General features: G+C 71.9%; 21 protein-coding genes. 9 read left to right on the plus strand and 12 right to left on the minus strand.

Annotated features, from left to right (window positions below):
- Positions 1-11: 11 nt before the first annotated feature.
- Positions 12-788, minus strand: a complete 777-nt coding sequence (locus tag J8M51_RS09995) for an MHYT domain-containing protein (RefSeq protein ID WP_086754828.1) — start codon at positions 786-788, stop codon at positions 12-14.
- 143 nt (positions 789-931) lie between these two features.
- On the opposite strand from J8M51_RS09995, the gene J8M51_RS10000 reads away from it, so the two are divergent.
- From J8M51_RS10000 to J8M51_RS10010, 3 genes are all read left to right on the plus strand, one after another.
- Positions 932-1,540 (plus strand): class I SAM-dependent methyltransferase, encoded by a 609-nt coding sequence (locus J8M51_RS10000; RefSeq protein WP_179203009.1) that lies wholly within the window; start codon positions 932-934, stop codon positions 1,538-1,540.
- Between the two features lie 147 nt (positions 1,541-1,687).
- Positions 1,688-1,984 (plus strand): hypothetical protein, encoded by a 297-nt coding sequence (locus tag J8M51_RS10005; protein WP_086754826.1) that lies wholly within the window; start codon positions 1,688-1,690, stop codon positions 1,982-1,984.
- A gap of 137 nt (positions 1,985-2,121) precedes the next feature.
- Positions 2,122-2,985: a hypothetical protein gene (locus tag J8M51_RS10010; protein WP_086754825.1), complete on the plus strand. Its 864-nt coding sequence runs from the start codon at positions 2,122-2,124 to the stop codon at positions 2,983-2,985.
- A gap of 57 nt (positions 2,986-3,042) precedes the next feature.
- On the opposite strand, the gene J8M51_RS10015 is transcribed toward J8M51_RS10010, so the two are convergent.
- Complete coding sequence (locus tag J8M51_RS10015) at positions 3,043-3,255, minus strand: hypothetical protein (RefSeq protein ID WP_107473691.1); 213 nt, start codon at positions 3,253-3,255, stop codon at positions 3,043-3,045.
- Between the two features lie 95 nt (positions 3,256-3,350).
- On the opposite strand from J8M51_RS10015, the gene J8M51_RS10020 reads away from it, so the two are divergent.
- Together J8M51_RS10020 and J8M51_RS10025 are read left to right on the plus strand one after the other, a co-directional pair.
- Positions 3,351-6,359, plus strand: coding sequence for a DEAD/DEAH box helicase (locus tag J8M51_RS10020; protein ID WP_086754824.1), 3,009 nt, complete (start codon positions 3,351-3,353; stop codon positions 6,357-6,359).
- On the plus strand, positions 6,356-7,639 hold the full coding sequence (locus J8M51_RS10025; RefSeq protein ID WP_267299114.1) for an SWF or SNF family helicase: 1,284 nt from the start codon (positions 6,356-6,358) through the stop codon (positions 7,637-7,639). The genes J8M51_RS10020 and J8M51_RS10025 overlap by 4 nt, the downstream gene beginning before the upstream one ends.
- 121 nt (positions 7,640-7,760) lie before the next feature.
- On the opposite strand, the gene J8M51_RS10030 is transcribed toward J8M51_RS10025, so the two are convergent.
- Entirely contained in the window at positions 7,761-8,024 is a 264-nt protein-coding gene (locus J8M51_RS10030; RefSeq protein WP_256966362.1) for a hypothetical protein, read from the minus strand.
- Between the two features lie 438 nt (positions 8,025-8,462).
- The gene (gene xylA, locus J8M51_RS10035) at positions 8,463-9,629 is read right to left on the minus strand and encodes a xylose isomerase (protein WP_086764457.1); all 1,167 of its coding nucleotides are present in this window, start codon (positions 9,627-9,629) and stop codon (positions 8,463-8,465) included.
- A gap of 144 nt (positions 9,630-9,773) precedes the next feature.
- On the opposite strand from xylA, the gene xylB reads away from it, so the two are divergent.
- The 4 genes from xylB (at position 9,774) to J8M51_RS10055 (ending at position 14,862) form a co-directional block, all read left to right on the plus strand.
- Positions 9,774-11,219 carry a xylulokinase gene (gene xylB, locus J8M51_RS10040; protein ID WP_086764460.1) on the plus strand — a complete coding sequence of 482 codons (1,446 nt, stop codon included), beginning with the start codon at positions 9,774-9,776 and terminating at the stop codon, positions 11,217-11,219.
- A 206-nt stretch (positions 11,220-11,425) separates the two neighbouring features.
- The gene (locus tag J8M51_RS10045; RefSeq protein ID WP_086764463.1) at positions 11,426-12,634 is read left to right on the plus strand and encodes an ROK family transcriptional regulator; all 1,209 of its coding nucleotides are present in this window, start codon (positions 11,426-11,428) and stop codon (positions 12,632-12,634) included.
- Positions 12,635-12,899: 265 nt separating this feature from the next.
- A complete protein-coding gene (locus J8M51_RS10050; RefSeq protein ID WP_086764466.1) occupies positions 12,900-13,499 on the plus strand; it encodes an N-acetylmuramoyl-L-alanine amidase in 600 nt (199 codons plus the stop codon).
- A gap of 85 nt (positions 13,500-13,584) precedes the next feature.
- Positions 13,585-14,862, plus strand: coding sequence for a GAF domain-containing protein (locus J8M51_RS10055; RefSeq protein WP_216587130.1), 1,278 nt, complete (start codon positions 13,585-13,587; stop codon positions 14,860-14,862).
- A 28-nt stretch (positions 14,863-14,890) separates the two neighbouring features.
- Here J8M51_RS10055 and exaC read toward each other — a convergent pair whose 3' ends face one another.
- From exaC to J8M51_RS10095, 8 genes are all read right to left on the minus strand, one after another.
- The gene (gene exaC, locus J8M51_RS10060) at positions 14,891-16,414 is read right to left on the minus strand and encodes an acetaldehyde dehydrogenase ExaC (protein ID WP_086758344.1); all 1,524 of its coding nucleotides are present in this window, start codon (positions 16,412-16,414) and stop codon (positions 14,891-14,893) included.
- 136 nt (positions 16,415-16,550) lie between these two features.
- Positions 16,551-18,296: a VanW family protein gene (locus tag J8M51_RS10065; RefSeq protein ID WP_086758346.1), complete on the minus strand. Its 1,746-nt coding sequence runs from the start codon at positions 18,294-18,296 to the stop codon at positions 16,551-16,553.
- Positions 18,297-18,597: 301 nt separating this feature from the next.
- On the minus strand, positions 18,598-21,150 hold the full coding sequence (locus J8M51_RS10070) for a tryptophanase (protein ID WP_267299115.1): 2,553 nt from the start codon (positions 21,148-21,150) through the stop codon (positions 18,598-18,600).
- Positions 21,151-21,511: 361 nt separating this feature from the next.
- A complete protein-coding gene (locus tag J8M51_RS10075) occupies positions 21,512-22,852 on the minus strand; it encodes a cytochrome P450 (RefSeq protein WP_216587126.1) in 1,341 nt (446 codons plus the stop codon).
- A gap of 13 nt (positions 22,853-22,865) precedes the next feature.
- Positions 22,866-23,459: a GTP-binding protein gene (locus tag J8M51_RS10080; protein ID WP_013005331.1), complete on the minus strand. Its 594-nt coding sequence runs from the start codon at positions 23,457-23,459 to the stop codon at positions 22,866-22,868.
- Entirely contained in the window at positions 23,434-23,811 is a 378-nt protein-coding gene (locus J8M51_RS10085) for a DUF742 domain-containing protein (protein ID WP_086760746.1), read from the minus strand. Before J8M51_RS10085 ends, J8M51_RS10080 begins: the two co-directional genes overlap by 26 nt.
- Positions 23,808-24,209: a roadblock/LC7 domain-containing protein gene (locus J8M51_RS10090; RefSeq protein ID WP_086760748.1), complete on the minus strand. Its 402-nt coding sequence runs from the start codon at positions 24,207-24,209 to the stop codon at positions 23,808-23,810. Before J8M51_RS10090 ends, J8M51_RS10085 begins: the two co-directional genes overlap by 4 nt.
- The gene (locus J8M51_RS10095; RefSeq protein ID WP_086760750.1) at positions 24,206-25,411 is read right to left on the minus strand and encodes a sensor histidine kinase; all 1,206 of its coding nucleotides are present in this window, start codon (positions 25,409-25,411) and stop codon (positions 24,206-24,208) included. Before J8M51_RS10095 ends, J8M51_RS10090 begins: the two co-directional genes overlap by 4 nt.
- Between the last annotated feature and the right edge of the window lie 222 nt (positions 25,412-25,633).

Genomic DNA, 25,633 nt, shown 5'->3' on the forward strand with positions numbered 1-25,633 from the left:
GGACCGCGCGACTAGTGGGCGGCGGCGTTCCCGACCGGCCGCTGGGCCGACGCGGATGCCTCACGTTCCCCGGCCGTGGGTGACAGCGCGACGAACGCCGAGGTGAGGAAGAGGTAGGACCCGAGGCCGACGGCGAGGGGGAAGATGAACTGCATCGCCGTGGCCCCGGGCAGCACCGCCCCCGACGGGGCGACCTCCACCCGCACCGCCCACATCGCGGTGTAGTGCATGCTGCTCACCGCTCCTCCCATGACCAGGGAGGCGGCGGTGACCGCGACGGGCGACTCGATGTTGAGCGCCGCCCAGAGGGCGGCGGTCGCGGCGACCACGGCGATCACGACGGAGAGCGCGACCAGCGCCGGGTCGTAGGTCACGTCGCCGTGCAGGCGTACGGCCGCCATGCCCAGGTAGTGCATGCTGGCGACGCCCAGGCCGGTGGTGAGCCCGCCGAGCAGCAGCGCGCGGGCGCGGTTCGGGCTGTAGCCGACGGCGAAGACCCCGGCGCAGACCACGATCATGGCGACGAGCAGGCTCAGGACGGTCAGCGGCACGTCGTAGCGGATCTCGGTGCCGCTGACACCGAAGCCGAGCATCGCCACGAAGTGCATGGTCCAGATGCCGGTACCGATGGCCGAGGCCGCGGTGACGAGCCAGTTGCGGCGGGACCTCCCGGTGGCGCCGAGCGCGCGGACCGTGCAGCGCAGTCCGAGCGCGGCACCGATGGAGGCCATGACGTACGACAGCACGGGGGTCAGCCAGCCGAAGGTGGCGTGGTCCAGGTGTCCCATGGCTCAGGGACGCTAGTGGGAGCACAGGAGCACACAGGGGGCGCATTTCGAAAGGTTCTGGAATGTGGCGCATATATGCACTGGAACGATCGCCTGCCGCCCGAACATGCGCGTCAGTCCATGCGCCGTTCCGGTGAGGGATCATGCGGAGCATGAGCGACGACCACACACACGTCCAGGAGTTCTTCACGGCGCGGGCCGCGCACTGGGACGCCCGGTTCCCCGACGACGGGCCCGCCTACGCCGCCGCGGTCGCCGAACTCGGTCTGGGCGCGGGTGACCGGGTGCTCGACGCGGGATGCGGCACGGGACGGGCCCTGACACCGTTGCGCGCGGCCGTGGGGCCTGCCGGGGTGGTGCTCGGGGCCGATCTGACACCCGCCATGCTGGAGGCGGCCGCAAGGGCCGGACGGGACGGCGACGGGCAGTTGCTGGTCGCCGACGTGGCCGCGCTGCCGGTGCGGACGGAGTCCCTCGACGCGGTGTTCGCCGCGGGACTCGTGGCGCATCTCCCGAACCCCACCGAGAACCTGCGGGAGCTGGCACGAGTGGTCCGGCCGGGCGGCACACTGGCGCTCTTCCACCCCATCGGCCGGGCCGCGCTCGCCGCGCGGCAGGGACGGCGGCTCACCCCCGGGGACCTGCGAGCAGAGGTGAACCTCGGGCCGCTGCTGGCCGGCGCGGGCTGGCACATGACGTCGTACGCCGACGAGGAGACCCGCTTCCTCGCGCTCGCCGCGCGCGTCGGCTGACCCCCGGCACCGGCCGGGACATGCCGTCCCGAGTCCTGAATGTGCCGTTCGCAGCGCTTCACCCCGCACTCCCCCTTCTGTGGCCGCACCTCGGTCTCTAGGTTGAGAGGACGAGCTGTGACACCGACACGGGGGTAGGTAGCCCATATGTTCGGCAGCGTTCGCAAGTCCTTCGGCAGATTTCTCGACTCGTTGCGCACGGAGACCACCTCGCGGGAGGCCAAGCGCACCCACAACCTGTTCGAGGCGGCCGCCGTCTACATCTCGGCGTGCGCCGACGACGACCAGGAGCAGATCGACGAGGCGGTCACCTGGGTGTCGCCCGAGGCCCTGTCGTTCGGGGTCAGCGAGCTGGCGTGCCGGGCGGTGATCGCACTCGCACGGGAGCGGGACGAGTCTCCGCAGACGGTCGCCCGGTCGCTCCTGGGGCTACCCGCCGCCTGAAGGGGTGAGGGTCTCCGGTCGATTCGCCCTGTCCGCCCGGACATCCGCAGCTCCGCACGGGGTTCACGCTCGTGACAAGGGCCCGTCGGGCGCATTAGGGTGCGCCGACGGACGAGCGAGAGCAATGGGAGGCCGGCATGGCCGGGACGGACGACGATGCCGTCACCGCCGGGGACGACGACGCGCTGTATGTGCTGACGGCGGTACTGCTCACGCCCGCGAACTTCCCGAGCGTGCTGGGCGACGACTACCCGGAGGCCTGCGCGGCCCTCGGCCTCGCCCCGCTCGCCGACGGGTACGGCATCGTCCTGGGCCAGGACGGTGAGGGTGCCCGGTGGACGGTGGCGGTGGACGACGTGTCGCTGGTCGCGGTGGCCATCGCGTCGTGGGACTGCGGTATGGAGTACGACCTGTCGCCCGACGAGGACTCGGTCGTGGCCGCGCTGCCGGGCTGGCCTCTCGCGGTCGCCGTGGCGGCCCCGGGGGTGCCGGCCCCGCACGACCCCGATCCGGAGGTTTCGGACCTGCCCCCGCTGAGCCCGCCGGACACCGGCGTCTGGGGCCCCGCGCAGCGGCGCCTGGGTGCCGACGAGATCGCGCTGCAGTGGGCGATGTGGCGGGAGCAGATCGACGACGACGCCTTCGCCGGACAGGACGGCTCCGGCCGGCCGGCGGCCGGTGACGCCGGGCAGGCCACAGGGGCCTCCGGCTCCGGTCAGAACGAGGGCACGCCTCGCACGGGCATCCGCCGTGTGCTCGCGGAGGCACGCGCCTATGTCGACTCCCCACCGCCCCTTGGCCGGGTCCGCTCCTCGTTCGCGCCGGGAGGTGCCCGGACCCTGCGTGCCGACGGTCCCGGCTGGTCGATGGTGGCCAGGACCGACGACATCGCGTTCGTGCTTCTCGACGAGGAACCCGGCGAGGTGCTGCCCGTGGGCCGGGGACCGGAACTGCCCGGCCTCCTGGAATCCCTCGACAAGATCGCCGTACGCCCGAACTGATCCCTCGGCCCGAGCCTCATGCGCCGCACCGGCCCGCGCCCGCGGGCCGGTGACGGCTCAGCGGCCGAGCTCCTTGCGGCCGACCCCGCGCAGCCTGCGGCGCTGCGAGGGGTCCAGCGCGAGGTACGCGGCCGTGGGGATCCCCAGGACTATCAGGAGATTGGCCCAGAAGGGGAACGGCAGCAGGATCAGCAGGACGATCCCGATGGCCGCACCCCCCGCGACGATCTTCGTGCTCTTCGACATCTCCGTCGCCTCCTTCGCGGCCACTGCCGCTCTCTGTCCTGAAAACGGGAGCGGACCGCCCGCAGTTCCGGACCACGACCCTGACACGTCCCTGAGTCGAACCCCCGTACAACCCTGAGATGCCCCCGCCGCCGAGCGGGAAAAGTGACCCGCGTCACCTCACAGCATGCCCCTCGGAGGTTTGGGATGAGGTACTCTCGGCGATTCTGGCTACGGTAGTCAAATTTGAGGAGTTCAGTATCCCTGTGCCGACGAACCCCGTGCCAACCCCCTCCACCCCGGTGGCGACCCCCTCCGAAGTCTCCGCGCTCGCCGGCTGCCGTGCCGTCTTCGTGGCCGCGGACCCCGCCCGCACCGGCCGTGTCGCCTTCTGGCGGGAGGACGGCGCCTCACCGCCCGAGGTCACCCACGGATCGCCCGGGGAGCTGACGGTCGTGCTGCCCGGGGAGGAAGGCGTCCGGCTGGTGACGGTGCCCGCCGTCTCGCTGCCGGTGCGCGCCGCGCTGCCGGTGCTCACACGCGCGCGTGCCGCCACGGGCGCCCACCGGTCGACGGCGTTCTGGGGGGCGGCCGCCGTACTGGCGCTCCAGTTCGCCGCACGCGGGCTGCTGTTGCCCGGCGTGACAGCGACCGGCCACGACGCCTGGCGGGCCGGCCCACTGCGGGCGGAGGACGTGGACCTGGTGAGGGAACTGGCCGCCGCGATGCCACCCGAGGCACACGCGGTACCGGTGGATCACGACGAGCCGTTGCGGCTGCCCGATCCGGAGCGGCTGCTGCGCGACTTCCTCGACGCCGTCCTGGACGCGTTGCCCCGCTCGCCCGCCGCGGGCGTCGCGGCGGGCGGCCCCGCCTTCGCCGTGCGGGAACCGCACCAGGTGCCCGAGCAGCGCGCCTGGGCCGCCGACGTCGCGGCCGGACACGACGCGGGGGTCCGGGTGTCGCTGCGGATCGAGATCCCCGGACTCGCCTCCGTCGCGGCCGACGAGGGGGACGGGGCGGAGCCGCGGTTCCGTGCCGTCCCGCAGGTGCACAGTGTGAGCGACCCCGCGCTCGTCGCGGACGCGTCCGCCGTGTGGGCCGGTGCCGAGGCGTTCGGCCCGCGCGCGCGGATGGACGCCCTGGTGGCGCTGCGCCGCGCGGCCCGCGCCTGGGCCCCGCTCACCCCACTGCTCTCCGCGGCGGTGCCCGACGCGGTGGAACTCGCGGACGAGGAGGTCACCGAACTGCTCGGCGAGGGCGCCCGGCTGCTGGCTGCGGCCGGCGTCGACGTGCACTGGCCCAGGGAGCTGGCCCGCAAGCTGACGGCCCGCGCGGTGATCGGCCCGCCCGACGACGAGCAGGGCCCCGGCAGAGCCGCGTCGGACACACCCTCGTACCTCTCCTCGGACGCCCTGCTCGCCTTCGACTGGTGGTTCGCCCTGGGCGACCGGCGGCTCACCCGGCAGGAGCTGGACCTGCTCGCGGAGGCGAACCGTCCCATGGTGCGGCTGCGCGACCAGTGGGTGCTGGTGGATCCGGAGGAGATCCACCGCGCGCGTGCCCAGCGCGACCGCAAGGTGTCGCCGGTCGACGCGCTCGGTGCCGCTCTGACGGGCTCGACGGAGGTCGACGGCCGGACCGTCGAGGTGCGGCCGACGGGGTGGCTGGCGACGTTGCGGGAGCGTCTGTCGGACCCCGAGGGGCAGGAGCCGGTGGGGCAACCGGCCGGACTCGCCGCGACCCTGCGGGACTATCAGCTGCGTGGCCTCACCTGGCTGGCCCGGATGACCTCCCTGGGGCTCGGCGGCTGCCTCGCCGACGACATGGGCCTCGGCAAGACGATCACCCTGATCGCCCTGCATCTGCACCGGCAGACCGACGCCGCGTCGGCGGGCCCCACCCTCGTGGTCTGTCCTGCCTCCCTGATGGGCAACTGGCAGCGGGAGATCGAGAAGTTCGCGCCGGGTGTGCCGGTGCGCCGCTTCCACGGGTCCCGACGCGGCCTGGACGATCTCGCCGGCGGAGAGTTCGTCCTGACCACGTACGGCACGATGCGGCTCGACGCGCCGCGGCTCGCGGAGGTGCCGTGGGGCATGGTCGTGGCGGACGAGGCACAGCATGTGAAGAACCCCTACTCGGCCACGGCGAAGGAACTCCGGACGATCGGGGCACGCGCGCGTGTGGCGCTCACCGGCACTCCGGTGGAGAACAACCTCTCCGAACTGTGGGCGATCCTCGACTGGACCACACCGGGTCTCCTCGGCACGCTCGGCGCCTTCCGCAGCCGGTACGCGCAGTTGGTCGAGGGCAGCCGGGATCCGGCCGCGGCGGAGCGGCTGTCCCGTCTCGTCCGGCCGTTCCTGCTGCGCCGTCGCAAGTCCGACCCGGGCATCGCGCCGGAGCTGCCGCCGAAGACCGAGACCGATCGCGCCGTGTCCCTCACCAGGGAACAGGCGGGGCTGTACGAGGCGTTGGTCCGCGAGACCATGGCGGAGATCGCCGCGGCCGACGGCATGGAACGGCGCGGACTGATCGTGAAGCTGCTGACCGGGCTCAAGCAGATCTGCAACCACCCCGCGCAGTTCCTCAAGGAGGAACGGCCCAGGATCGCGGGCAGGTCGGGGAAGTTGGAGCTGCTGGACGAATTGCTGGACACCATCCTCGCCGAGGACGCGAGCGTTCTGGTGTTCACCCAGTACGTCCGGATGGCACGACTCCTGGAACGCCACCTCGCGGCACGCGGCGTGCCCACGCGCTTTCTGCACGGCGGGACACCGGTCCCCGAGCGGGAGGCGATGGTCGAACGCTTCCAGGAGGGGGAAGTGCCCGTCTTCCTGCTGTCGTTGAAGGCCGCCGGCACGGGGCTGAACCTGACCCGTGCCGAGCATGTCGTGCACTACGACCGCTGGTGGAACCCGGCCGTCGAGGCGCAGGCCACGGACCGGGCGTACCGCATCGGTCAGACACGGCCGGTGCAGGTGCACCGGCTGATCGCGGAGGGAACGATCGAGGACCGCATCGCGGACATGCTGCTGCGCAAGCGGGAGCTGGCCGACGCGGTGCTGGGCGCGGGCGACACGGCACTGACCGAGTTGTCCGACGCCGATCTGGCGGACCTGGTGGAACTTCGGGGGGAGGCGCGATGACGGGGCGCACGGGACATGACGAGGAACGGACGTTCGCGGCGTCGGCACCCGCGCACGGGCGGGGTTTCGCGCGGACGTGGTGGGGCCGGGCCTGGCTGAAGGCACTCGAGGACGCGGCGCTCGACGGACAGCAGGTGAAGGCGGGGCGCAGGCTCGCGCGCGCGGGAGCCGTCGGCGCGGTGTCGGTGCGCCCCGGACGTGTCACCGCCGTCGTCCAGGACCGCGACGGCACCGCCCACCGCGCCGACGTGCTGCTGCAGGAGCTGTCCGCCGACCACTGGGACCGCTTCCTGGACATGACGGTCGAGCGGGCCGGGCACATCGCCGCCCTGCTGGACCGTGAGATGCCCACGCATCTGGTCGAGGACGCCGCGACCCACGGAGTGGAACTGCTGCCCGGGCTCGGCGATCTGGAGGCGCGCTGCGACTGCGGCGCCTGGGACCACTGCGGGCACACCGCGGCCCTGTGCTACCAGGTGGCCAGGCTCCTGGACGAGGACCCCTTCGTGCTGCTGCTGATGCGGGGCCGCGCCGAGCGCGCGCTCCTGGACGAACTCCAGGTCCGCAGCGTCGCGCCCGCAGCGGAGGCGGCGCCGGCATGCCTCCAGGACGGCCGCCAGGGCGGTCTGGAGGCCGCCGAGGCGTTCGCGGCGGGCGGGATCCTTCCCCCGCTCCCCGAGCCGCCCCCACCGCCCGTGGAGCCCGGTCTGCCGGCCTCCCTGGACACCGAGGTCCCGCCCGCGCCCGGGGTGGACCCGAGCGCCCTGGAGTTCCTGGCGGCGCAGACGGCACGGGAGGCGCGCCGGATGCTGGCCGACGCCCTCCGTCCCGGACACGAGCGGCAGCCGCTGGAGCAGGAGCCGACGCTCGACCAGGACGCGGTGCGGCTGGCGTCGGGTGATCCGGAGCCGGGCGTCGGGGCACGGCTGGCGCGGGGTTCCGAGCGGGGCCGGGAAGGGCTGGCGCTCGCCGTCCGCGCGTGGCGCTACGGCGGGCCGGCCGCTCTCGCCGTGCTCGACGAGGAATGGCACGTCCAGGCGGAATCGCTCGCCCGCGCGCGTGCCGCCCTGGAGACGGCCTGGGACGACGGCGAGCGGCCCGCCCTGCGGGCCGCGCACAACCGTTGGACGGTGGTCGGCGGCTCGGCCCAGCTGCGGCTGGGGCGGGACGGCCGCTGGTGGCCCTATCGCAAGGAGCGGGGCCGCTGGGCGCCCGCAGGGCCAGCGGCCCACGACCCGGCGACGGCCCTGGCTTCGGTAGACGCCGAGCCCGGCGTCTGAGGCTTGCGGCCCACCGGTGCCGGGTGCGGCGGCCCACCCGTGGCGGGTGCGCGCGCCGCACGCCGGTACGCGCGCGTGGGGCTCCGGGTCCCACCCCTGTGGTGCGGTCGGGTGGTCCTCGTCACCCGGTGTCGTCGGCCGGGGCCGGGAAGAGCGAGTCGAGGCCGCTGGGAAAGCCACTGGGGAGTTCGCTCGGGAAGCCGCTGGGCAGGTCGCTCGGGAACCCCGAGGGAAGCGTCGGAAGGCCGCTGGGCAGCCGGGACGGGAGGCTCAGCGACGGGGTGGGCGAGGGGCTCGTGCTGCCGCCCGGCGGCGCCTCGTCCGGCGATCCCTCATCCCCGGTGGTCACCAGCACCACGGCGAGGACGGCCCCGACGACGAGCACCGCGAGCGCGATGAGCAGAACCTTGCGGCGCCCGCCCGGAGGTGGTCCACCGGGCGGATCGGGTGACTGCCAGCCCCCGCCCTGACCCGGGGGCTGGTAGCCACCACCTCCCCCGGTCGGATCGCCCGGTGGAGGGCCGTGACCCCCTGGAGGGGGGCCGAACCCCGAGCCGTTCGACGGCGGTGTGCCGCCCGGGATCCGAGGCGGCTGGGACGGTGGCGGCGGCATGCCCATACCGTCCAGAGTCGCCGCGAAACGGCCAGGGCGCGAGCCCTGCGCGGGAGTTGATACGGACTCATGCCATGGATCGCACGATTCCGGAGAACTCCGCGCAGGGATCGATCGGGAGAGGCGAAGGAGCCGGCCGAGACGGACATCGGCCGGACGGGGAGCCCCTCCACCGCGCCGGGCGGAAAGGGCCTCCCCCGCGCGCGTGCGTCAGCCGCGCGCGCCCAGCAGGTGGTCCATCGCCAGCTGGTCGAGCTGCTCGAAGGCCATGCCGCGAGCGGCGGCGGCCTCGGCGTCGAACTCCTCGAAGGCCGTACGGTCCGCGAGCAGGGCCTGCAGACCGTCGGCGGCCGTGGCCCGGGCCAGCTGGTCCAGTCGGGCCGCGCGCAGCGCCTCCTGGACCGCCGGGTCCGCGCGGAAGGCGGCCGCGCGCTCCTTGAGGATGAGGTAGTTGCGCATGCAGCCCGCGGCCGACGCCCACACGCCGTCGAAGTCCTCGGTGCGCGGCGGCTTGAAGTCGAAGTGCTTCGGGCCCGCGTAACCGGCGCTCTCCAGCAGGTCGACCAGCCAGAACGCCGAGCGCAGATCGCCCGCGCCGAAGCGGAGGTCCTGGTCGTACTTGATGCCGGACTGGCCGTTGAGGTCGATGTGGAAGAGCTTGCCCGCCCACAGGGCCTGGGCGATGCCGTGCGGGAAGTTGAGCCCGGCCATCTGCTCGTGGCCGACCTCGGGGTTGACGCCGTACAGCTCCGGGCGCTCCAGGCGCTCGATGAAGGCCAGGGCGTGGCCGACTGTGGGGAGCAGGATGTCGCCGCGCGGCTCGTTCGGCTTGGGCTCGATCGCGAACCTCAGGTCGTAGCCCTGTGAGGTCACGTACTCGCCGAGGAGGTCGAAGGCCTCCTTCATCCGGTCGAGCGCGTCCCGGACGTCCTTGGCGGCGCCGGACTCGGCGCCCTCGCGGCCGCCCCAGGCGACGTAGATCTTGGCGCCCAGCTCGACCGCCAGGTCGATGTTGCGGATCGTCTTGCGCAGCGCGTAGCGGCGGACGTCGCGGTCGTTGGCGGTGAACGCGCCGTCCTTGAAGACGGGGTGCGTGAAGAGGTTGGTGGTGGCCATCGGCACGGTCATGCCGGTGGCGTCCAGGGCGGCGCGGAACCGCTTGACGTGCTCCTCGCGCTCGCCGTCCGAGGACCCGAAGGGGATCAGGTCGTCGTCGTGGAACGTCACGCCGTAGGCGCCGAGCTCCGCCAGACGCTGCACCGACTCGACCGGGTCGAGGGCGCGCCGGGTGGCGTCGCCGAACGGGTCCCGTCCCTGCCAGCCGACGGTCCACAGGCCGAAGGTGAACCTGTCGTCGGGGGTGGGCTGGTAGTTCATGCCGCGGCTCCTTGCGCTCCGACTATTTCGTCATGGCGATTTACAAATTAGTATGCGGACGCGTCTCTGGGAAGACAAGATGTCGCCCGACGAGACGTCGGCCGCGTCAGCGGCAGCCACCAGCCGTGTGAGAGGGAGAGCCCGATGTCAGCAGCCGAGGGTCCGCTCGTCGTCGGTGTGGACTCGTCCACACAGTCCACCAAGGCCCTGGTCGTCGACGCGTCGACGGGACGGGTGGTGGCGAGCGGGCAGGCGCCGCACACCGTGTCCTCCGGTGCCGGGCGGGAGAGCGATCCCCGCCAGTGGTGGGACGCGCTGTGCGAGGCCCTGCGGCAGTGCGGGGAGGCGGCACGCGAGGCCTCGGCGGTCTCGATCGGCGGCCAGCAGCACGGCCTCGTCACCCTCGACGCCCGGGGCGAGCCGGTCCGTCCGGCGCTGCTGTGGAACGACGTGCGTTCGGCGCCGCAGGCCGCCCGTCTGGTGGAGGAGCTGGGCGGCGCGAAGGCCTGGGCGGAGCGCGCCGGCAGTGTGCCGGGCCCGTCCTTCACCGTCACGAAATGGGCCTGGCTGGCCGAGCACGAGCCCGAGGCCGTCCGCGCGACCGCCGCCGTACGCCTGCCGCACGACTACCTCACCGAACGCCTCACCGGTCAGGGCACGACCGACCGCGGCGACGCCTCCGGCACCGGATGGTGGGCGTCGGCCACCGAGGCGTACGACGCGGAGGTCCTCGCCCATGTGGGGCTGGACCCGGCGCTGCTGCCCCGTGTGGTCCGGCCGGGCGAGGTCGCCGGAACCGTACGGGACGCCCATGAGCTGCCGTTCGCCAAGGGCACCCTGGTCGCCGCCGGTACGGGGGACAACGCGGCCGCCGCCATGGGGCTCGGTCTGCGCCCCGGGACCCCGGTGCTGAGCCTCGGCACCTCCGGCACGGTGTACGCGGTCTCCCGGCACCGGCCCGCGGACCCGACCGGCACGGTGGCCGGCTTCGCCGACGCGCACGGGGACTGGCTGCCGCTGGCCTGCACGCTGAACTGCACCCAGGCCGTCGACCGGGTCGCCGCGCTGCTGGGCCTGGACCGTGAGGCCGTGGAGCCCGGCACGGGCGTCACCCTCCTGCCCTACCTGGACGGCGAGCGCACCCCGGCCCTGCCGCACGCCTCGGGCCTGCTGCACGGACTGCGTCACGACACGACCGGCGGTCAGCTGCTCCAGGCCGCGTACGACGGCGCCGTCCACTCGCTGCTCGGCGCCCTGGATCTGGTGCTCGACGCGGACGCGGACACCTCCGCTCCGCTGCTGCTCATCGGCGGGGGCGCACGGGGCACGGCCTGGCAGGAGACCGTACGGCGGCTGTCCGGGCGGGCCGTACAGGTCCCCGAGGCCAAGGAGCTGGTCGCGCTGGGCGCCGCCGCGCAGGCCGCCGGGCTGCTCACCGGCGAGGACCCGGCCGCGGTCGCCCGCCGCTGGGACACCACCCGGGGGCCGGTGCTGGAGGCCGTGGAGCGGGACGAGGAGACGCTCGGCAGGATCTCCGGGGTGCTGGCCGACGCGGCACCGCTCCTCGAGCGCGGACCGGACGCCGGCTGAACCCGGGGCCGCCGGTCGGGGCCGCCGATCAGGACCGGGGACCGGACCCGGGACCGGAGCGGGTACCGGACCGGGGACAGGACCGGGGTGCCCGACGTGGGAAAATCCGATTCCGGCATGATCTACATGGGTCATGATCTGCACAGGTCGCAGGAGACACCCACCAGGAAATCCGCCAGGCCACACCGACGGGAGTCGAGGGAGGCATGACCGCAGCACCGCACGAGACCCACACGGGCGGCTCCGGCCGTCGTGTGCCCGACAACCAGCAGGGCATGCGCCGCCGCAACCTCTCCCGGGTCCTGCACAGCGTCAACGCCGAGGGGCCGCTGTCCCGGGCCGCCGTCGCCTCGCGCATCGGCCTGACCCGGGCCGCCGTGTCGACGTTGGTGGACGAGCTGATCCGCTCCGGGCTCCTGGAGGAACTGGGCCCCGAGCGACCCGGCCGGGTCGGGCGGCCCGGCTCGGCGCTCGCCCTCAGCGGTCGCGGGCCCGCCGGGATCGGCGCGGAGATCGGCGTCGACCATCTCGCGGTCTGCGCCGTGGACCTGCGCGGTGAGGTGCGGGCCAGGGCGGTGCGGCACGGCACCAATCGCGGCCGGGCGGCGGAGCCGGTCATCGACGAGCTGACCGAGCTGGTCCGTCGGGTGGTCGCGGAGGCGGAGGGCGAGGGCCTGTGGCCCGCGGGGCTGGCGGTCGCCGTGCCCGGCCTGGTGGCCGGTGACGCCCGGACCGTGGTCCGCGCCCCGAACCTCGACTGGCACGACACGGACCTGGGCGCCCTCCTGCCGGGCGGACTGCCGGTGACCGTGGACAACGAGGCCAACTTCGGCGGTCTCGCCGAACTCTGGCTCGGCGAGGGCACACCGTCCGACTTCCTGCACGTCTCCGCGGAGATCGGTATCGGCGGCGCGGTCGTCGTGGACGGCCGGCTGCTCCGCGGCACCCAGGGATTCGCGGGCGAGCTGGGGCATGTCCCCGTGCGCCCCGAGGGCCCCGACTGCGCGTGCGGCGGACGCGGCTGTCTGGAGCAGTACGCCGGTGAGGAGGCTGTGCTGCGGGCGGCCGGACTGGAACCGGGAGAACACCGCGTCGAGTTCCTCGCCGAGCGGGCCGCCGCCGGTGACAAGGACGTGCACCGGGCCCTGCGCGGCGCCGGCACGGCGCTCGGCATCGCGCTGACCGGCGCCGTCAATCTGCTGGACCCGGAGACCGTGGTGCTGGGCGGCGCCCTGGCCGCGCTCGCGCCCTGGCTGCTGCCCTCGCTGGAGCGGGAGTTGGCACGGCGGACGGCCGGTCCGGCCTGTGCCGTGACCGTGTCCCGCCTGGGCTCCGAGGGACCGTTGCTGGGTGCGGCCCACTCGGTGGTGCGGAGTGTGCTGGACGATCCGGCGACGGCCGGGGTAAGGCCGTAACGCGGTCGGCCTGCCTCGCCGTGCACGGGCCTGTCGTGTCGGCCACCCGCACCCCTGGCCACTTCCCCCCTGACCACTTCCCCTGGCCACACCCCTCGTGACCCCTCGTGTGAGTGACGAAGTTATCCACAACTCGCCGCTTTTCCACCGTTTTCCACATGCTCGATCACCCCGACCCCCAATCGCCGTACCGTGATCCACGTGAGGCGCAGTCATTCGACCCGTGGACGCGTCTTCGACCACGACCCCTGAGAGGCGGAACCAGATGGAGCGAGCCAGGCCGTCGCCCAGCAGGCGGCGGCTGCTGCAGGGCACCGCCCTCGCCGCGATCCCCTACGCGTTGCTCCCGACCCCCCGGGCCGACGCCCGGTCACCGGCCCTCGACCACACACCCGCCCGCTGGGACCCGGCGAGCCCGGCCAACTACACCGCGGCCGACCGCCCGGCCGGCCGGCCGATCGACCTGGTGATCATCCATGTGACACAGACGACGTACAAGAACACCCTGCCGGTCTTCTGGAACCCGGCGAAGCAGGTCTCCGCGCACTATGTGCTCAGGTCGGCCGACGGGCGGGTCACCCAGTGCGTCCGTGAGCGGGACATCGCCTGGCACGCGGGCAATTGGGACTACAACGCGCGGAGCATAGGCATCGAGCACGAGGGCTGGGTGGACCGGCCCGAGTACTTCACCGCCGCCATGTACGAGCAGTCGGCGGCCCTCACCTCGGCGGTCTGCGACCGGTACGGCATACCGAAGGACCGCGCCCACATCATCGGCCACCACGAGGTGCCGGGCACCGACCACACCGATCCGGGGCCGCACTGGGACTGGGACCACTACATACGCCTGGTGGACGCCGGCTGAGGTTGCGGCGGGCGCGCGGCTTGTCGGGGCGTGGGTCCTGCGGTGACGATGGGTGCAGCCGTGAGCGCTTTTCCGGGAGGCCGAGTTGACCGATCCATGGGTGGCTCTGGAGCCGGGAGCCGACCCCGTCGAGCGGGTGCGGGTGCTGCGCCGCGCCCATGAGACGTTCACGCAGCAGGGCACGGTGGTACGGCCGGTGCGTTCGGTGGTCGCGGACTCGTGGCGGCGTTCGGCGAGGGCGGGCGTCGGGCCGGAGGGCACCGCGCGGGTGGAGCTGACGGACGGCGACCTCGGTTCCTACCGTGCGGAGCATCCGCTGGCCCGGGTGATGCCGCTGGTCCGGGAGTTGCTGGGCACGTTCGCGTCGGACGGCGAGCATCTGCTGGCGGTGTGCGACGCGCAGGGCAGACTGCTGTGGGTGGAGGGGGACGCGGCGACCAGGCGGCGGGCGGACCGGATGAACTTCGTACCGGGGGCGCGCTGGGCGGAGTCCGCGGTGGGGACGAACGCTCCGGGTACGGCGGTCGCCGTGGACCGGCCGGTGCAGGTGTTCGCGGCCGAGCACTTCATCCGGCGGGTACAGCCGTGGACGTGCGCGGCGGCGCCGGTGCACGATCCGCGCACCGGACGGGTGCTCGGCGCGATCGACATCACCGGCGGCGACGGCCTGGCGCATCCGCACAGCCTCGGCTTCGTCCGGGCGGTGGCCAGGGCCGCCGAGTCCCAACTCGCCCTGCTCGCCCCGCCCGGGGCCGCGGCCGACGCGCTCGACCTGGCGGCTCTGGGCCGCGACGAGGCCCAACTCGTCGTCGGGGGACGGAAGATCCGGCTCAGTCGGCGGCACAGCGAGATCCTGGTGCTGCTCGCCCGGCACCCGGAGGGACTCTCCGGTGACGAACTGCTCTGCGCGCTGTACGAGGACGAGTCGGTGACGCCGGTGACGCTGCGGGCCGAGCTGGCCCGGCTGCGCCGGCTGCTCGGGCCGGGGCTGCTGGGGTCGCGGCCGTACCGGCTGACGGTTCCGGTCGAGTCCGACGCGGCGGCCGTGGAGCGGTGGCTGGAGACGGGTGCGGTGACGGCTGCCGCGTCGGCCTACGCGGGTCCGCTGCTGCCGGGTTCCCGGGCGCCGGCGGTCGTACGGCTGCGGCACCGGCTCGCCGACGGGCTGCGCAGCGCCCTGACAGCCCGCCGCGACCCCGATCTCCTGGCGGACTGGGCGCACTCCCCCTGGGGCGAGGACGACCTGGAGGTGTGGCGGGCGCTCGCGACCGTACGGCCCGCACCGGCCGTACGGGCCCGGCTGCGCGAGTTGGAGGCGGAGCTGTCGGCACCACCGGGGTGGGGGCGCCTTCGGAGTCCGTGAGGGATGCCTCGGGCGCCCTTTCCCGCGTCTAGAAGAAGCCGAGCTTCTTCGGCGAGTACGACACGAGGAGGTTCTTGGTCTGCTGGTAGTGGTCCAGCATCATCTTGTGGGTCTCGCGGCCGATGCCCGAGCCCTTGTAGCCGCCGAACGCGGCGTGGGCCGGGTAGGCGTGGTAGCAGTTGGTCCAGACGCGGCCCGCCTGGATGGAACGGCCCGCGCGGTAGGCGGTGTTGGTGTCCCGCGTCCAGACGCCGGCGCCCAGACCGTACAGCGTGTCGTTGGCGATCTTGATGGCGTCGTCGAAGTCGTCGAAGGAGGTCACGGAGACCACGGGGCCGAAGATCTCCTCCTGGAAGATCCGCATGCGGTTGTCGCCCTCGAAGATCGTCGGCTGGACGTAGTAGCCGCCCTTCAACTCGCCGTCGTGTTCGATGCGTTCACCACCGGTGAGGATCTTGGCTCCCTCCTGTCGGCCGATGTCCAGGTAGGAGAGGATCTTCTCCAGCTGGTCGTTGGAGGCTTGGGCGCCGATCATGGTGTCGGTGTCCAGCGGGTGCCCGGTCTTGATCTGCTCGGTGCGGGCGACGGCCGCCTCCATGAACTCGGCGTAGTTGCCGCGCTGCACCAGCGCCCGCGACGGGCAGGTGCACACCTCGCCCTGGTTGAGGGCGAACATGGTGAAGCCCTCGAGGGCCTTGTCGCGGAAGTCGTCGTTCGCGGACCACACGTCGTCGAAGAAGATGTTGGGCGACTTGCCGCCGAGTTCGAGGGTCACCGGGGTGATGTTCTCCGAGGCGTACTGCATGATCAGCCGCCCGGTCGTCGTCTCGCCCGTGAACGCCACCTTCGCCACCCGCGGACTCGACGCCAGCGGCTTGCCGGCCTCCACCCCGAAGCCGTTGACGATGTTCACCACGCCCGGCGGCAGCAGGTCGGCCACCAGGCTCATCCAGACATGGATGGACGCCGGGGTCTGCTCGGCCGGCTTGAGCACGACCGCGTTGCCCGCCGCCAGCGCGGGTGCGAGCTTCCAGGTCGCCATCAGGATCGGGAAGTTCCACGGGATGATCTGGGCGACCACACCCAACGGCTCGTGGAAGTGGTACGCGACCGTGTCGTCGTCCAGCTCCGCCAGCGAACCCTCCTGCGCGCGGATCGCCCCCGCGAAGTACCGGAAGTGGTCGATGGCGAGCGGGATGTCGGCGGCCAGGGTCTCCCGTACCGGTTTGCCGTTCTCCCAGCTCTCCGCGACCGCCAGCCTCTCCAGATTCGCCTCCATCCGGTCGGCGATCTTCCGCAGGACGTCCGAGCGCTCGGTCACGGACGTACGCCCCCAGCCGGGCGCGGCCGCGTGCGCCGCGTCCAGGGCGCGCTCCACGTCCTCGCTGGTACCGCGCGCGATCTCGGTGAACGGCAGCCCGTTCACCGGACTCGGGTTCTCGAAGTACAGCCCGCGCGCCGGCGGCACGTACTCGCCGCCGATGAAGTGGTCGTAACGCGCCTCGTAGGAGACGACCGCGCCGTCCGTGCCGGGCGCTGCGAAACGGGTCATGAGTACCTGCCTCCCGAGAAGCGCCACCCGCCGTTGGGCGGCTCTCGCAGGCAGGCTAGGAACCGGAATGTTGCAACGACGTTGCGCGATCGCGCGCATGATCCCGGTTCTAGGACTTCTAGGACTCCTTGGGCTTCTAGGACTCCTTGGGCTTCTCGGAGTTCTTGGGCTTCTCGGGGATCTCGCAGGTGATTTCGTCGCGAGGGGTGTAGTGGGTGTGGAACGGCTCCCGCCGCACTTCCCTGCCGCCGTCGTAGAAGACCCGTTCCACGGTGACGTCGAAGCCCTCCAGCGGGGTCTGGGGTACGCACTTCTCGTCGGTGCTCACCTTCTTCGCCGGGGGTTCGACGTGGGTCCGGGGGCCCTTCACCGACTTGATCTCGTCGTAGCGCTTGGTGCCGATGAAGGTGACGGTCACCGATGTGTCGGTGGACTCGGCCTTGATGTACATGGCGTGGCCCGAGTCGTTGGCGAACCTGAGGTCGAGGCTGCCCCAGGCGACCGTCGCCTCACGGCCCTCGGGGTAGCGCTCGATGTAGAAGGAGTGGGCGCCGTGCTCCACCGGCTCGACCCCGGCGAAGAACATCGCGTTGTACACGGTCGTGGCCAGGGCGGAGACCCCGCCGCCGGACGCCTTGGTGAACTGGTCGTCGAGGATCATGATGCCTTCGACGAAGCCGTTGGCCTCGGTGCGCTGCCCCACGGTCCGGTTGAAGCTCCAGGTCTTGTCGGGCATGACGACGGAGCCGTTGATGAGCTGCGCGGCCCGGCCGATGTTCTTCGTGCGGTACGCGGCCGGTTCGAAGTTGACGGTGAAGGAGGACATCTTCTCCGTCAGGCCCAGGCCCGCAGCGTTCTCACGGGTCACCTCCGGCTGGATCCGTCGCACGGCCACGTCCCCGGTACGGGCCGCCGCGTCCGCCCCGGTGAGCAGCGGGAGTACGGCCTCGCTCAGCGCCGTGTCGGTGACCTCGACGCCGGTCCGGGCGTCGTGGGTCACCACGGCCCGGTCGCCGTCCACATCCAGTCCGGCGTTCTCGGCCGTGGCGGTGACACCGGCCAGGGGGCGGGCGGCCTCGGGGGCGGAGCGCAGTCCCTTGCCGTCCAGCTTCGGGGTCAGTCGGCCGGAGGCGTCCGGCCGCATCGTCAGGTGTTCGCCCAGCACGTCCGGGCCGAGCGTGAACCGTCTGCCGTCGGCGGTGAGGGTGACGGGCGCCGACATGGCCGGCCGGGCGAACTCGCGCACCGCCCGTCGTACCTCCTCGGCCGCCACCTTCGGCTCGGCGTCGCGGGTGGGCAGGGCCGTGACCGTGTCCGCCGTGGTGTGCAGGAAGGAGGTCCGGAGGGTGTCGACGGCGGCGTCCACGTCCAGTGCGTAGCCCCGGCGCGGAGCGACCTGTTCGACATGGCCGTGCTCGAAGGTCACGGCTCCGTCGCGGACCTTCTGGTCGAGGTCGCGCGCCAGTTTTCCGAGGACGGTGCGGGCCTTGTCCTCGTCGACGTGTACGACCGGCTCGACGGCGCCCCCCGAGCGGAAGAACGCGCCGAGCACGCCGGCCGGATCGGAGGCCGTGCGCGTCGCCCGGTCGACGGTCCGCTCGGCGTCGAAGCTGAGTCCGGCCTGCCGCGGGTCGACGGTCCCGGCGCGGTCGCCGACCTTCACGGCCAGCTCCCGCGAGGCGGCCACCGTCAGGTGTTCGTCCAGCTTGCGGATGGCTTCGGTGCGGCTGAGGCCCCCGATGTCCACCCCGTCCACGGTCGTACCGGATTCGATCTCACCGCCCGTGACGAGCAGCCCCGTCAGATAGAGGCCGCCGAGGCCGACGGTCAGCGCACCGCCCGTCAGGGCGAGGGGTCGCACGGAGGCTATTCGAGGGCGCATGGGTCTCCCGGGCCGGGGATCGGTGGGCGGTGCGTTCGACGACGCGGCGCCACGGGCGGGGCGAGCACCTCAAGCTACCCATAACGGGTGACATGGTGATATGTCGCAGATCACTTGCCCTGCGGGAGCGCCCTGCGCGAGCGGCATCGGCACCTCGCAGCGTGACCGCCCGTGACAGCCGGCCACCTTCGGTGACATCCGGTCGTCCCCACGCGAAAGGGCGCCTGGCCCGGGTGGATACCCGGGCCAGGCGCCCTTCGATGCCTAGATGCCTAGATGCCTAGATGCCTACCGGTGAGGATCAGCCGGTCACGGGCTCGAGCTTGGCGCGGAAGTGCCTCAGGATCGGCGACTGCTCGAAGATGCGGTAGCCGTGGACGGAGTCGGCGTCCTTGGCGATGCGCTCCAGGGTCCTGCCGACGTGGTCGTAGTGGCTGCGGGTGTAGACGCGGCGCGGCAGTGCGAGCCGGACCAGCTCGTAGGGAGCGCTCTTGGTGGGGTTGCCGTCCTCGTCCTCCTCGCCGAGGTACAGGGAACCGAGCTCGGCCGAGCGGATGCCGCCTTCGAGGTAGAGGCGGCAGGCGAGGGCGTGACCCGGGTAGTGGTGGGGCGGTATGTGCGGGAGCAGACGGCCCGCGTTGAGGTAGAGGGCGTGCAGGCCCGGGGGTTCGAGGATGTCGACGCCCGCCGAGCGGACCCGGTCGGCGAGGTGGGAGGCGACGTCGGCCCGTTCCGCGAGGTACGCGGGCTCGGTCACCTCCAGCAGACCGGTGGCCATCATGTCGAGGTCGCGGCCCGCGAGTCCGCCGTAGGTGGCGAAGCCCTCGGTGGCGATGAGGAGCCGTTCGCACTTCTCGGCGAGTTCGGGGTCGTTGAGGCCGATGAAGCCGCCGATGTGGACGATGCCGTCCTTCTTGGCGCTCATGACACAGCCGTCGGCCAGCCGGAACGCTTCTTCGGCGACCTGGCGCGGGGTGCGGTCGCGGTAGCCCTCCTCGTGGCGGGTCACGAGCCAGGCGTTCTCGGCGAACCGGGCGGCGTCCAGGATCATCGGGACGCCGTGGCGGCGGCAGATCTCGGCGGTCTGTTTCAGGTTCTCCATGGAGACGGGCTGGCCACCGCCGCCGTTGTTGGTGATCGTCATGATCACCACGCGGACACGGGAGCCGTCCGGGCCTTCGAGCGTGGCGCGGAGCCTGTCCAGGTCGATGTTGCCCTTGAAGGGCAGCTCGCTGTCGAGGTCGCGCGCCTCGGCGCATGGGATGTCATGGGCCTGACACCCGGAAAGTTCCACGTTGGCACGCGTGGTGTCGAAGTGGGTGTTGGCCAGGACGATGCCGCCCGGTTCGAGCAGCGTGTTGAACAGGATGCGCTCGGCGGCGCGTCCCTGATGCGCCGGCAGGATGTGCCGGTAGCCGGTCAGTTCGGTCACGGTCTCGTGGAAGCGGTAGAACGAGCGCGAGCCCGCGTAGGACTCGTCCCCCTCCATGCCCGCCGCGAGTTGCGCGGCGGAGATGGCGCCGGTGCCCGAGTCGCTGAGCAGATCGATGGTCACCTCCTCGGCGCGCAGGTCGAAGAGGTTGTAGTGCACCCGCTCCAGCGCCGCCTCGCGCTGTTCCCGGGTGGTGAGCGCGATGGGCTCGACGACCTTGATGCGGTAGGGCTCCATACAGATCCTTGCTCCTGACGTACTGCGGATTGCTTCGCCGCCGATGGGCCGGCGATCTGGCTCGTGCGGGATGTTCGGGGGCCGGACCTCGTAGGCCTCCGACGAGATGTACGTGGTCACCCGGGGCGGTCGCTCGTGTTCGTGGACCAGTGCCACGTACGCGATGAGCCCGACACCGTCCCGCGGCGGCCGTGAGGTGACGGTCTCCAGCGACCGGCCGAGGGAACCGGTGGGCAGCCCCTGGCGGCCGAGGACGGTCCGGGCCCGCCGGAGCGCCTCCTCGTCGTCCCGGGCGTAGTCCCTGACGGGGACGTGGACGGTGAACCCGGTGGGGCCACCGGTGGTCCTGGTGAAGGAGTGGCAGGTGAGGACGGGCCGCCGGTCGAAGCGGGCCACCGGGTCGGGCGGGTGCCCCGCCGTGCCGTCGAAACCGCCCACGGTACGGAGGAACTCCTCCAGCAGCGCGCCGTCGGGGCGGTTCTCCGTCCGGCACAGTTCACCGGCGGCCGTCACCGGGAGCCCGTGATGCGTGGCGTAGATCTTCACCCGGGGCGCCGCCCAGTCGCCCAGGTCGAGTGCGAAGAACGGATAGGCGTCGGCCGGCGGCAGCGCGTCGAAGGCGTGCCGGTGGCCCAGTCGGTCCAGTGCCTCCCGTATCGTTTCGGCGGCTCTCGAAGCGCCGGCCGCGGCCGGGTTGAGATACACCTTGACCTTGGGCACACCGCCGGGGCGCAACTCCAGCGCGACCCAGAGGGCCAGGGGCCCCTGGGGGTCCGCGGGGAAGAACAGGTCCTCCAGTGCGTCGAGCCGATCGGTGGCGAAGCCCCAGCGCCGGGCCATCGACCGGACGGCGTCCAGGCCGACGCGGCCGTTCTCCCGAAGGTCGTCGGCCCCGTATCCCGGTTCCAGCAGCACACGTACCGCCGGTGGCGCGTCCGGTGTGAAGGAGAGCGAGAACTCCACCGGGGTGGAGTCGTCCGACAGGAACGTCCGCGAGGGGGGCGGGAGTTCGAGGGGCCGCTCGGCCACCGCGCCCAGGGAGTCGGTCAGTAGACGCGCGTAGGTCTCGGCGTCGGAGCGGGTGAGACCCGACTCCTGGCAGAGCCGCAGCAGTTGGCCGCTGACGAGGTCGCCGAGCGTCCGGTCCTCCCGGGTCCTCCCGGTGCCGGACCCGGTGGCGCTCACCGGTGCTCCCGCCGCTGCTCGCCGTGCGAGGGCGGGACGGGGGGCGGGGCCGGGGGCGAGGATCCCGCCCCGGGGGTGCCGAGCGTGCGAGAGGACACAGAAAGATACCCGCCGACCTCGGCGGGTATCTCGTCTCGCGGCGACTGATGGCGGGTCACGCCCCTGGTGGCCACCGCGTGGGGTAAGGCGGCGTCTCGTCGGGAGCGGCGGGAAATGTCCGGATGTCGAGCAGAAGCGGCGCCGGTGGATATGTGGTCCACGACACCTCCCTTTGTTCGTTGGTCACCACGAATGCCGCCGCGTTACTACCCCTTTGGTTGAATACTCATGCAGTGCGTTCTGTTACAGAGTGTTGCGTGCGTCACCCCTTCAACCAGGACAGGAAGGAGCCCCACACACCTCGCTCCGCCTTGCGGCCCGCCGGAGCGCTCTCGCCTCGCGCCGAAGGCTCCGTCATACGGGGCGCGTTCGGCCGCTGGACGACCTGCGGGGTGAAGCGGCAGGGCAGCGCGGCCAGCGCGCGGTGGAAGGGGCCCGGACGCCACGTCAGGCTGTCCTCGGGCACCGCGAGTTCGATGTCGTGCAGCCGGTTGAGCAGGTTCTCGATGGCCACCATCGTGACGAGCCGGGCGAGTTCCTTGGAGGGGCAGGCGTGCGGGCCGGCGCTCCAGGACAGATGGGCGCGACCGCCGCCGGCCCGACGGGCGGCCGCCAGTGCCGGGTCGGTGTTCGCGGCCGTCATGCTGACGAGGACCAGGTCACCGGCCCGCAGCTTGGTGCCGCCGAACTCCATGTCGGCCGCGGGGTAGTGCGGCGCGTAGTTCGCCATGGGCGGGTTGTCCCACAGCGTGTCGTCGATGGCCTCCTCGATCAGACCGCCGTCGGCGTACCGGTCCTCCAGGAGCAGCCGGTGCAGGGTGTTGCCGATGAGGTTGCGCAGCGGTTCGGCGCCCGCGCCGAGGAGCAGGATCAGCTGGTGGACGAGCTCCTCGTCCGTCAGCCGTGCCTCGTGCCGCATCAGATAGGAGGTGACGTCGTCGGCGGGCCTGGCCCGCTTCAGCGCCACCAGCTCGAACACGGCCTGGCCCAGCACCGCGTTGGCCTTCTCGGCGTTGACGCCCTCGAAGACTCCGGAGATGCCGAAGACGACCCGGTCGCCGACGTCCGCCGGGCAGCCGAACAGCTCGTTGAAGACGAGCAGCGGCAGCTGCTTGACGTAGTCGTTCATCAGGTCGACCGAACCACGGGCCGCGACCTGGGCGATGAGGTAGTCGGAGGCCCGCTTGGTCATGTCGCTCAGCCGGCGGGAGTCGACCTTGGCGAGGCTCTCGGTGATGGCCTGGCGCAGCCGCGCGTGCTCGGCGCCGTCGGTGAACATGGCGTTGGGCCGGTAGCCCAGCATCGGGACGACCGGGCTGTCCGGGCCGACCTTGCCCTCGGCGACGTCGCGCCAACGACGGGCGTCCTTGCGGAAGTTGCCGGAGTCCTGGAGCAGCTTCAGGGCGGTGGCGTGGTCGGTGACGAGGGTCGCGTCCACGCCGGGCGCGATCTCGACCGGGGCGGTGGGACCGTAGTGCCGCATGTGCGCGTAGTACGCCTGCGGATCGGCCGCGAACTCCGAGCCGTACAGCGGGACCCGCAGTCCGCTGTCGTGGGCCGGGCAGCCGGGTGGTGGGGCGGGAAAGGCGGAATCCGATGTCATGTCTGCTCTGCTCCTAACGGGCGCGGTCCATCAAGTAGCGCACGAGCGTGATCAGTGCTTCGGCCGACGACCGTTCGTCCCGCGCGTCGCAGGTCACGATGGGGGTGTCGTCCAGCAGATCAAGCGCTTCGCGCAGCGCCCTGGCGTCACGTATCGACGTACCGTCGAAATGGTTGACCGCGATCGCGTAGTCGAGTCCGTACTGCTCGATCAGGTCGATCACGGCGAACGAGTCGGCCAGGCGCTCGGGGTCGACCAGCACGAGCGCCCCGAGGGCGCCGCGTGCCATGTCCTCCCACATCTGTACGAAGCGCTGCTGGCCGGGGGTGCCGAAGAGGTACAGGACGACGCGGTCGCTGACGGTGAGGCGGCCGAAGTCCATGGCGACCGTGGTGGTGGTCTTGCCCTGGACGCCCTTGAGGTCGTCGATCGCCTCGCCGGCCTGGGTCATCGTCTCCTCGGTGGAGAGCGGCGAGATCTCGGAGATCGACCCGATGAACGTGGTCTTGCCCACCGCGAAGTGCCCGACCACCAGGATCTTCACGGCGGTCTGTGTCTCTCCGCCGGGGACGTACGCCCGCTCATCCAAACTTGGACTGGAGACCATTGAGCACCTCCTCGAGAATCTTCAGGTTGGCGACGGGAGCACGGGTCTCCGGCGGGCGGGTGACGAGATAGCCGGCCTCGGAGAGGGCGGCCAGCAGGATCTTCACCACACCCACCGGCAGGCGGAGGTGCCCCGAGATCTCGGCGACGGAGAGATAGCCGCCGACGCACATCCGCAGCAGGTTCTGCTCCTCGGGCGAGAGGCGGGCAGGCCGCTGCTGCTGATCGGCGACCGCCGTGACCAGCGTGATCAGGGAGAACTGGCTCTCGCCGGGCAGGCTGCGGCCACCGGTGATGACGTACGGCCGCACTAATTCGGCGGCTTCGTGCTCCTGCTTGTCGGAATCGGTCATGGCCCTACCACGCTGCTCTCCCTGGGTGGAGCGGTCATGACCTTGCCCAGCTGGCCGACGAGCTGCTGCATCCGGAAGGTGATGTCCGCCATGTCGACGTCGGAGGAGGCCGACACCGCGAGGTAGGCGCCGTCACCGGCCGAGATGAGGAAGATCCAGCCGCCGTCGAACTCGACCAGGGTCTGCTGCCAGCGCAGGTCCGACCGGGAGCAGAAGAACGCCAGCGACCGGCTGAGGGACTGCATACCGCTCATCGCGGCGGCGGCCTTGTCCGCGTCGTCCTTGTCCACGTCCTTCGAACGGGCCCTCAGGAGCCCGTCGGAGGAGACGAGGACGGCGTGGAGCGCTCCGGGGATCTCCAGGGCGCTGTCGAGCATCCAGGAAAGATCGTTGTTCATGGGACGTCGTGTCCTTCGCTGCTTGCGTCACGGGTACCGCCCGGACGCTCCCCCGCCTCGGGATGGGTGGCGCGGCCCGCGTCCGTGCCCTGCTTGAAGGCGGCCATGATCGCGGCCGTGTCCTCGCTGCGCCGCTTGGGTGCGGGCGAGGCGGAGGGGCCGGTCGAGACCAGGGCCATCGGGCGCTTGCGGCGCCGCTTGGGCAGACCGTCCTCGGTGGTGCCGACGGGCAGCGAGGGCTCGGGGTCGGCCGTGAACGCCGACAGGCCCGTCTCCACGGCCACCGGCTCCTGCCGGGACGCGATGGGTTCCATCGACGCCTCGGGCTGCCGGGGCTCCGGCATGCTGGTGAGCAGCTCGTCGGGGAGCAGCACGACCGCCCGCACACCTCCGTAGGGGGAGGTGGAGTCCACCGACACCGTGAAGCCGAACCGCTCGCAGAGGACACCGATCACCGCGAAGCCGAACTGCGGCGGGTTGCCGAGGCCGGAGACGCCCGTGGCCCGCTCGCTGGTGAGCAGCTTCTCGGCCCTGGCCTTCTCCTCCTCGTTCATACCGACGCCGGCGTCGTCGACGATGATGCAGACGCCCTTGGGCACGGAGCGGACGTTGATCTCGACCACGGTGTCCGGGCTGGAGTAGCTGGTCGCGTTGTCGAGCAGTTCCGCGAGGGCCAGCGCCACCGGTTCGACGGCCCGGCTGGTGACGCCGAAGTCGACCTTGGACAGGATGTGTGCCCGCTGGAAGTGGCGGATCCTGCCCTGGGCGCTGCGGACCACGTCGTAGACCGAGGCCACGTCACGGTGCCGGCCGAGCCAGCCCTCGCACAGCACGGCGATGGACTGCGCGCGCCGGCCGAACTGCGCGTTCATGTGGTCGATCTCCAGGAGGTCCTGGAGCATGACGGAATCGCCGTACTTGCGCTGCAGCCCCGAGATGATGCGCTGCTGCTCCGCGGCGAGACCCTGGAGGGTCCGCATGGCGGACTTCAGGGCGGTCCTCGTCTCCCCCTCGGCCTCCTGCTGGGCCGAGCGAACGGATTCCGAGTATTGGCTCTCCAACTCACCGTAGTGGTTTCGAAGCCCTGCGATCTCCTGCCGTAATCTGCGCGCCGCCCGTCGCTGACGAACAATGAGGGCGACGGCGACAAGGGTTACGACAAGAAGTGCCCAGAGCGCCGGATTTTGTATGTATTGCGTCATGAGACCCTCTTCAGGCGGCTGAGAGCCAGCTACTGAATTCCTGTCAATTCACACATACCGAAGGTCAGCCATTCCAGGGTTGCCACGAGGAATTCACCAAAGACGATGGATGCCTCTTTTGCACCCATCCGTCCACTCGGTAAGTGCGGTGATCGTATCATCACTCAAGCGCATGACAGGTCGTCAACAGAGGCGGTCCTCGCGACAGTTGAGCCGAACCGG

The organism is Streptomyces griseiscabiei, assembly GCF_020010925.1.
Classification (GTDB): domain Bacteria; phylum Actinomycetota; class Actinomycetes; order Streptomycetales; family Streptomycetaceae; genus Streptomyces; species Streptomyces griseiscabiei.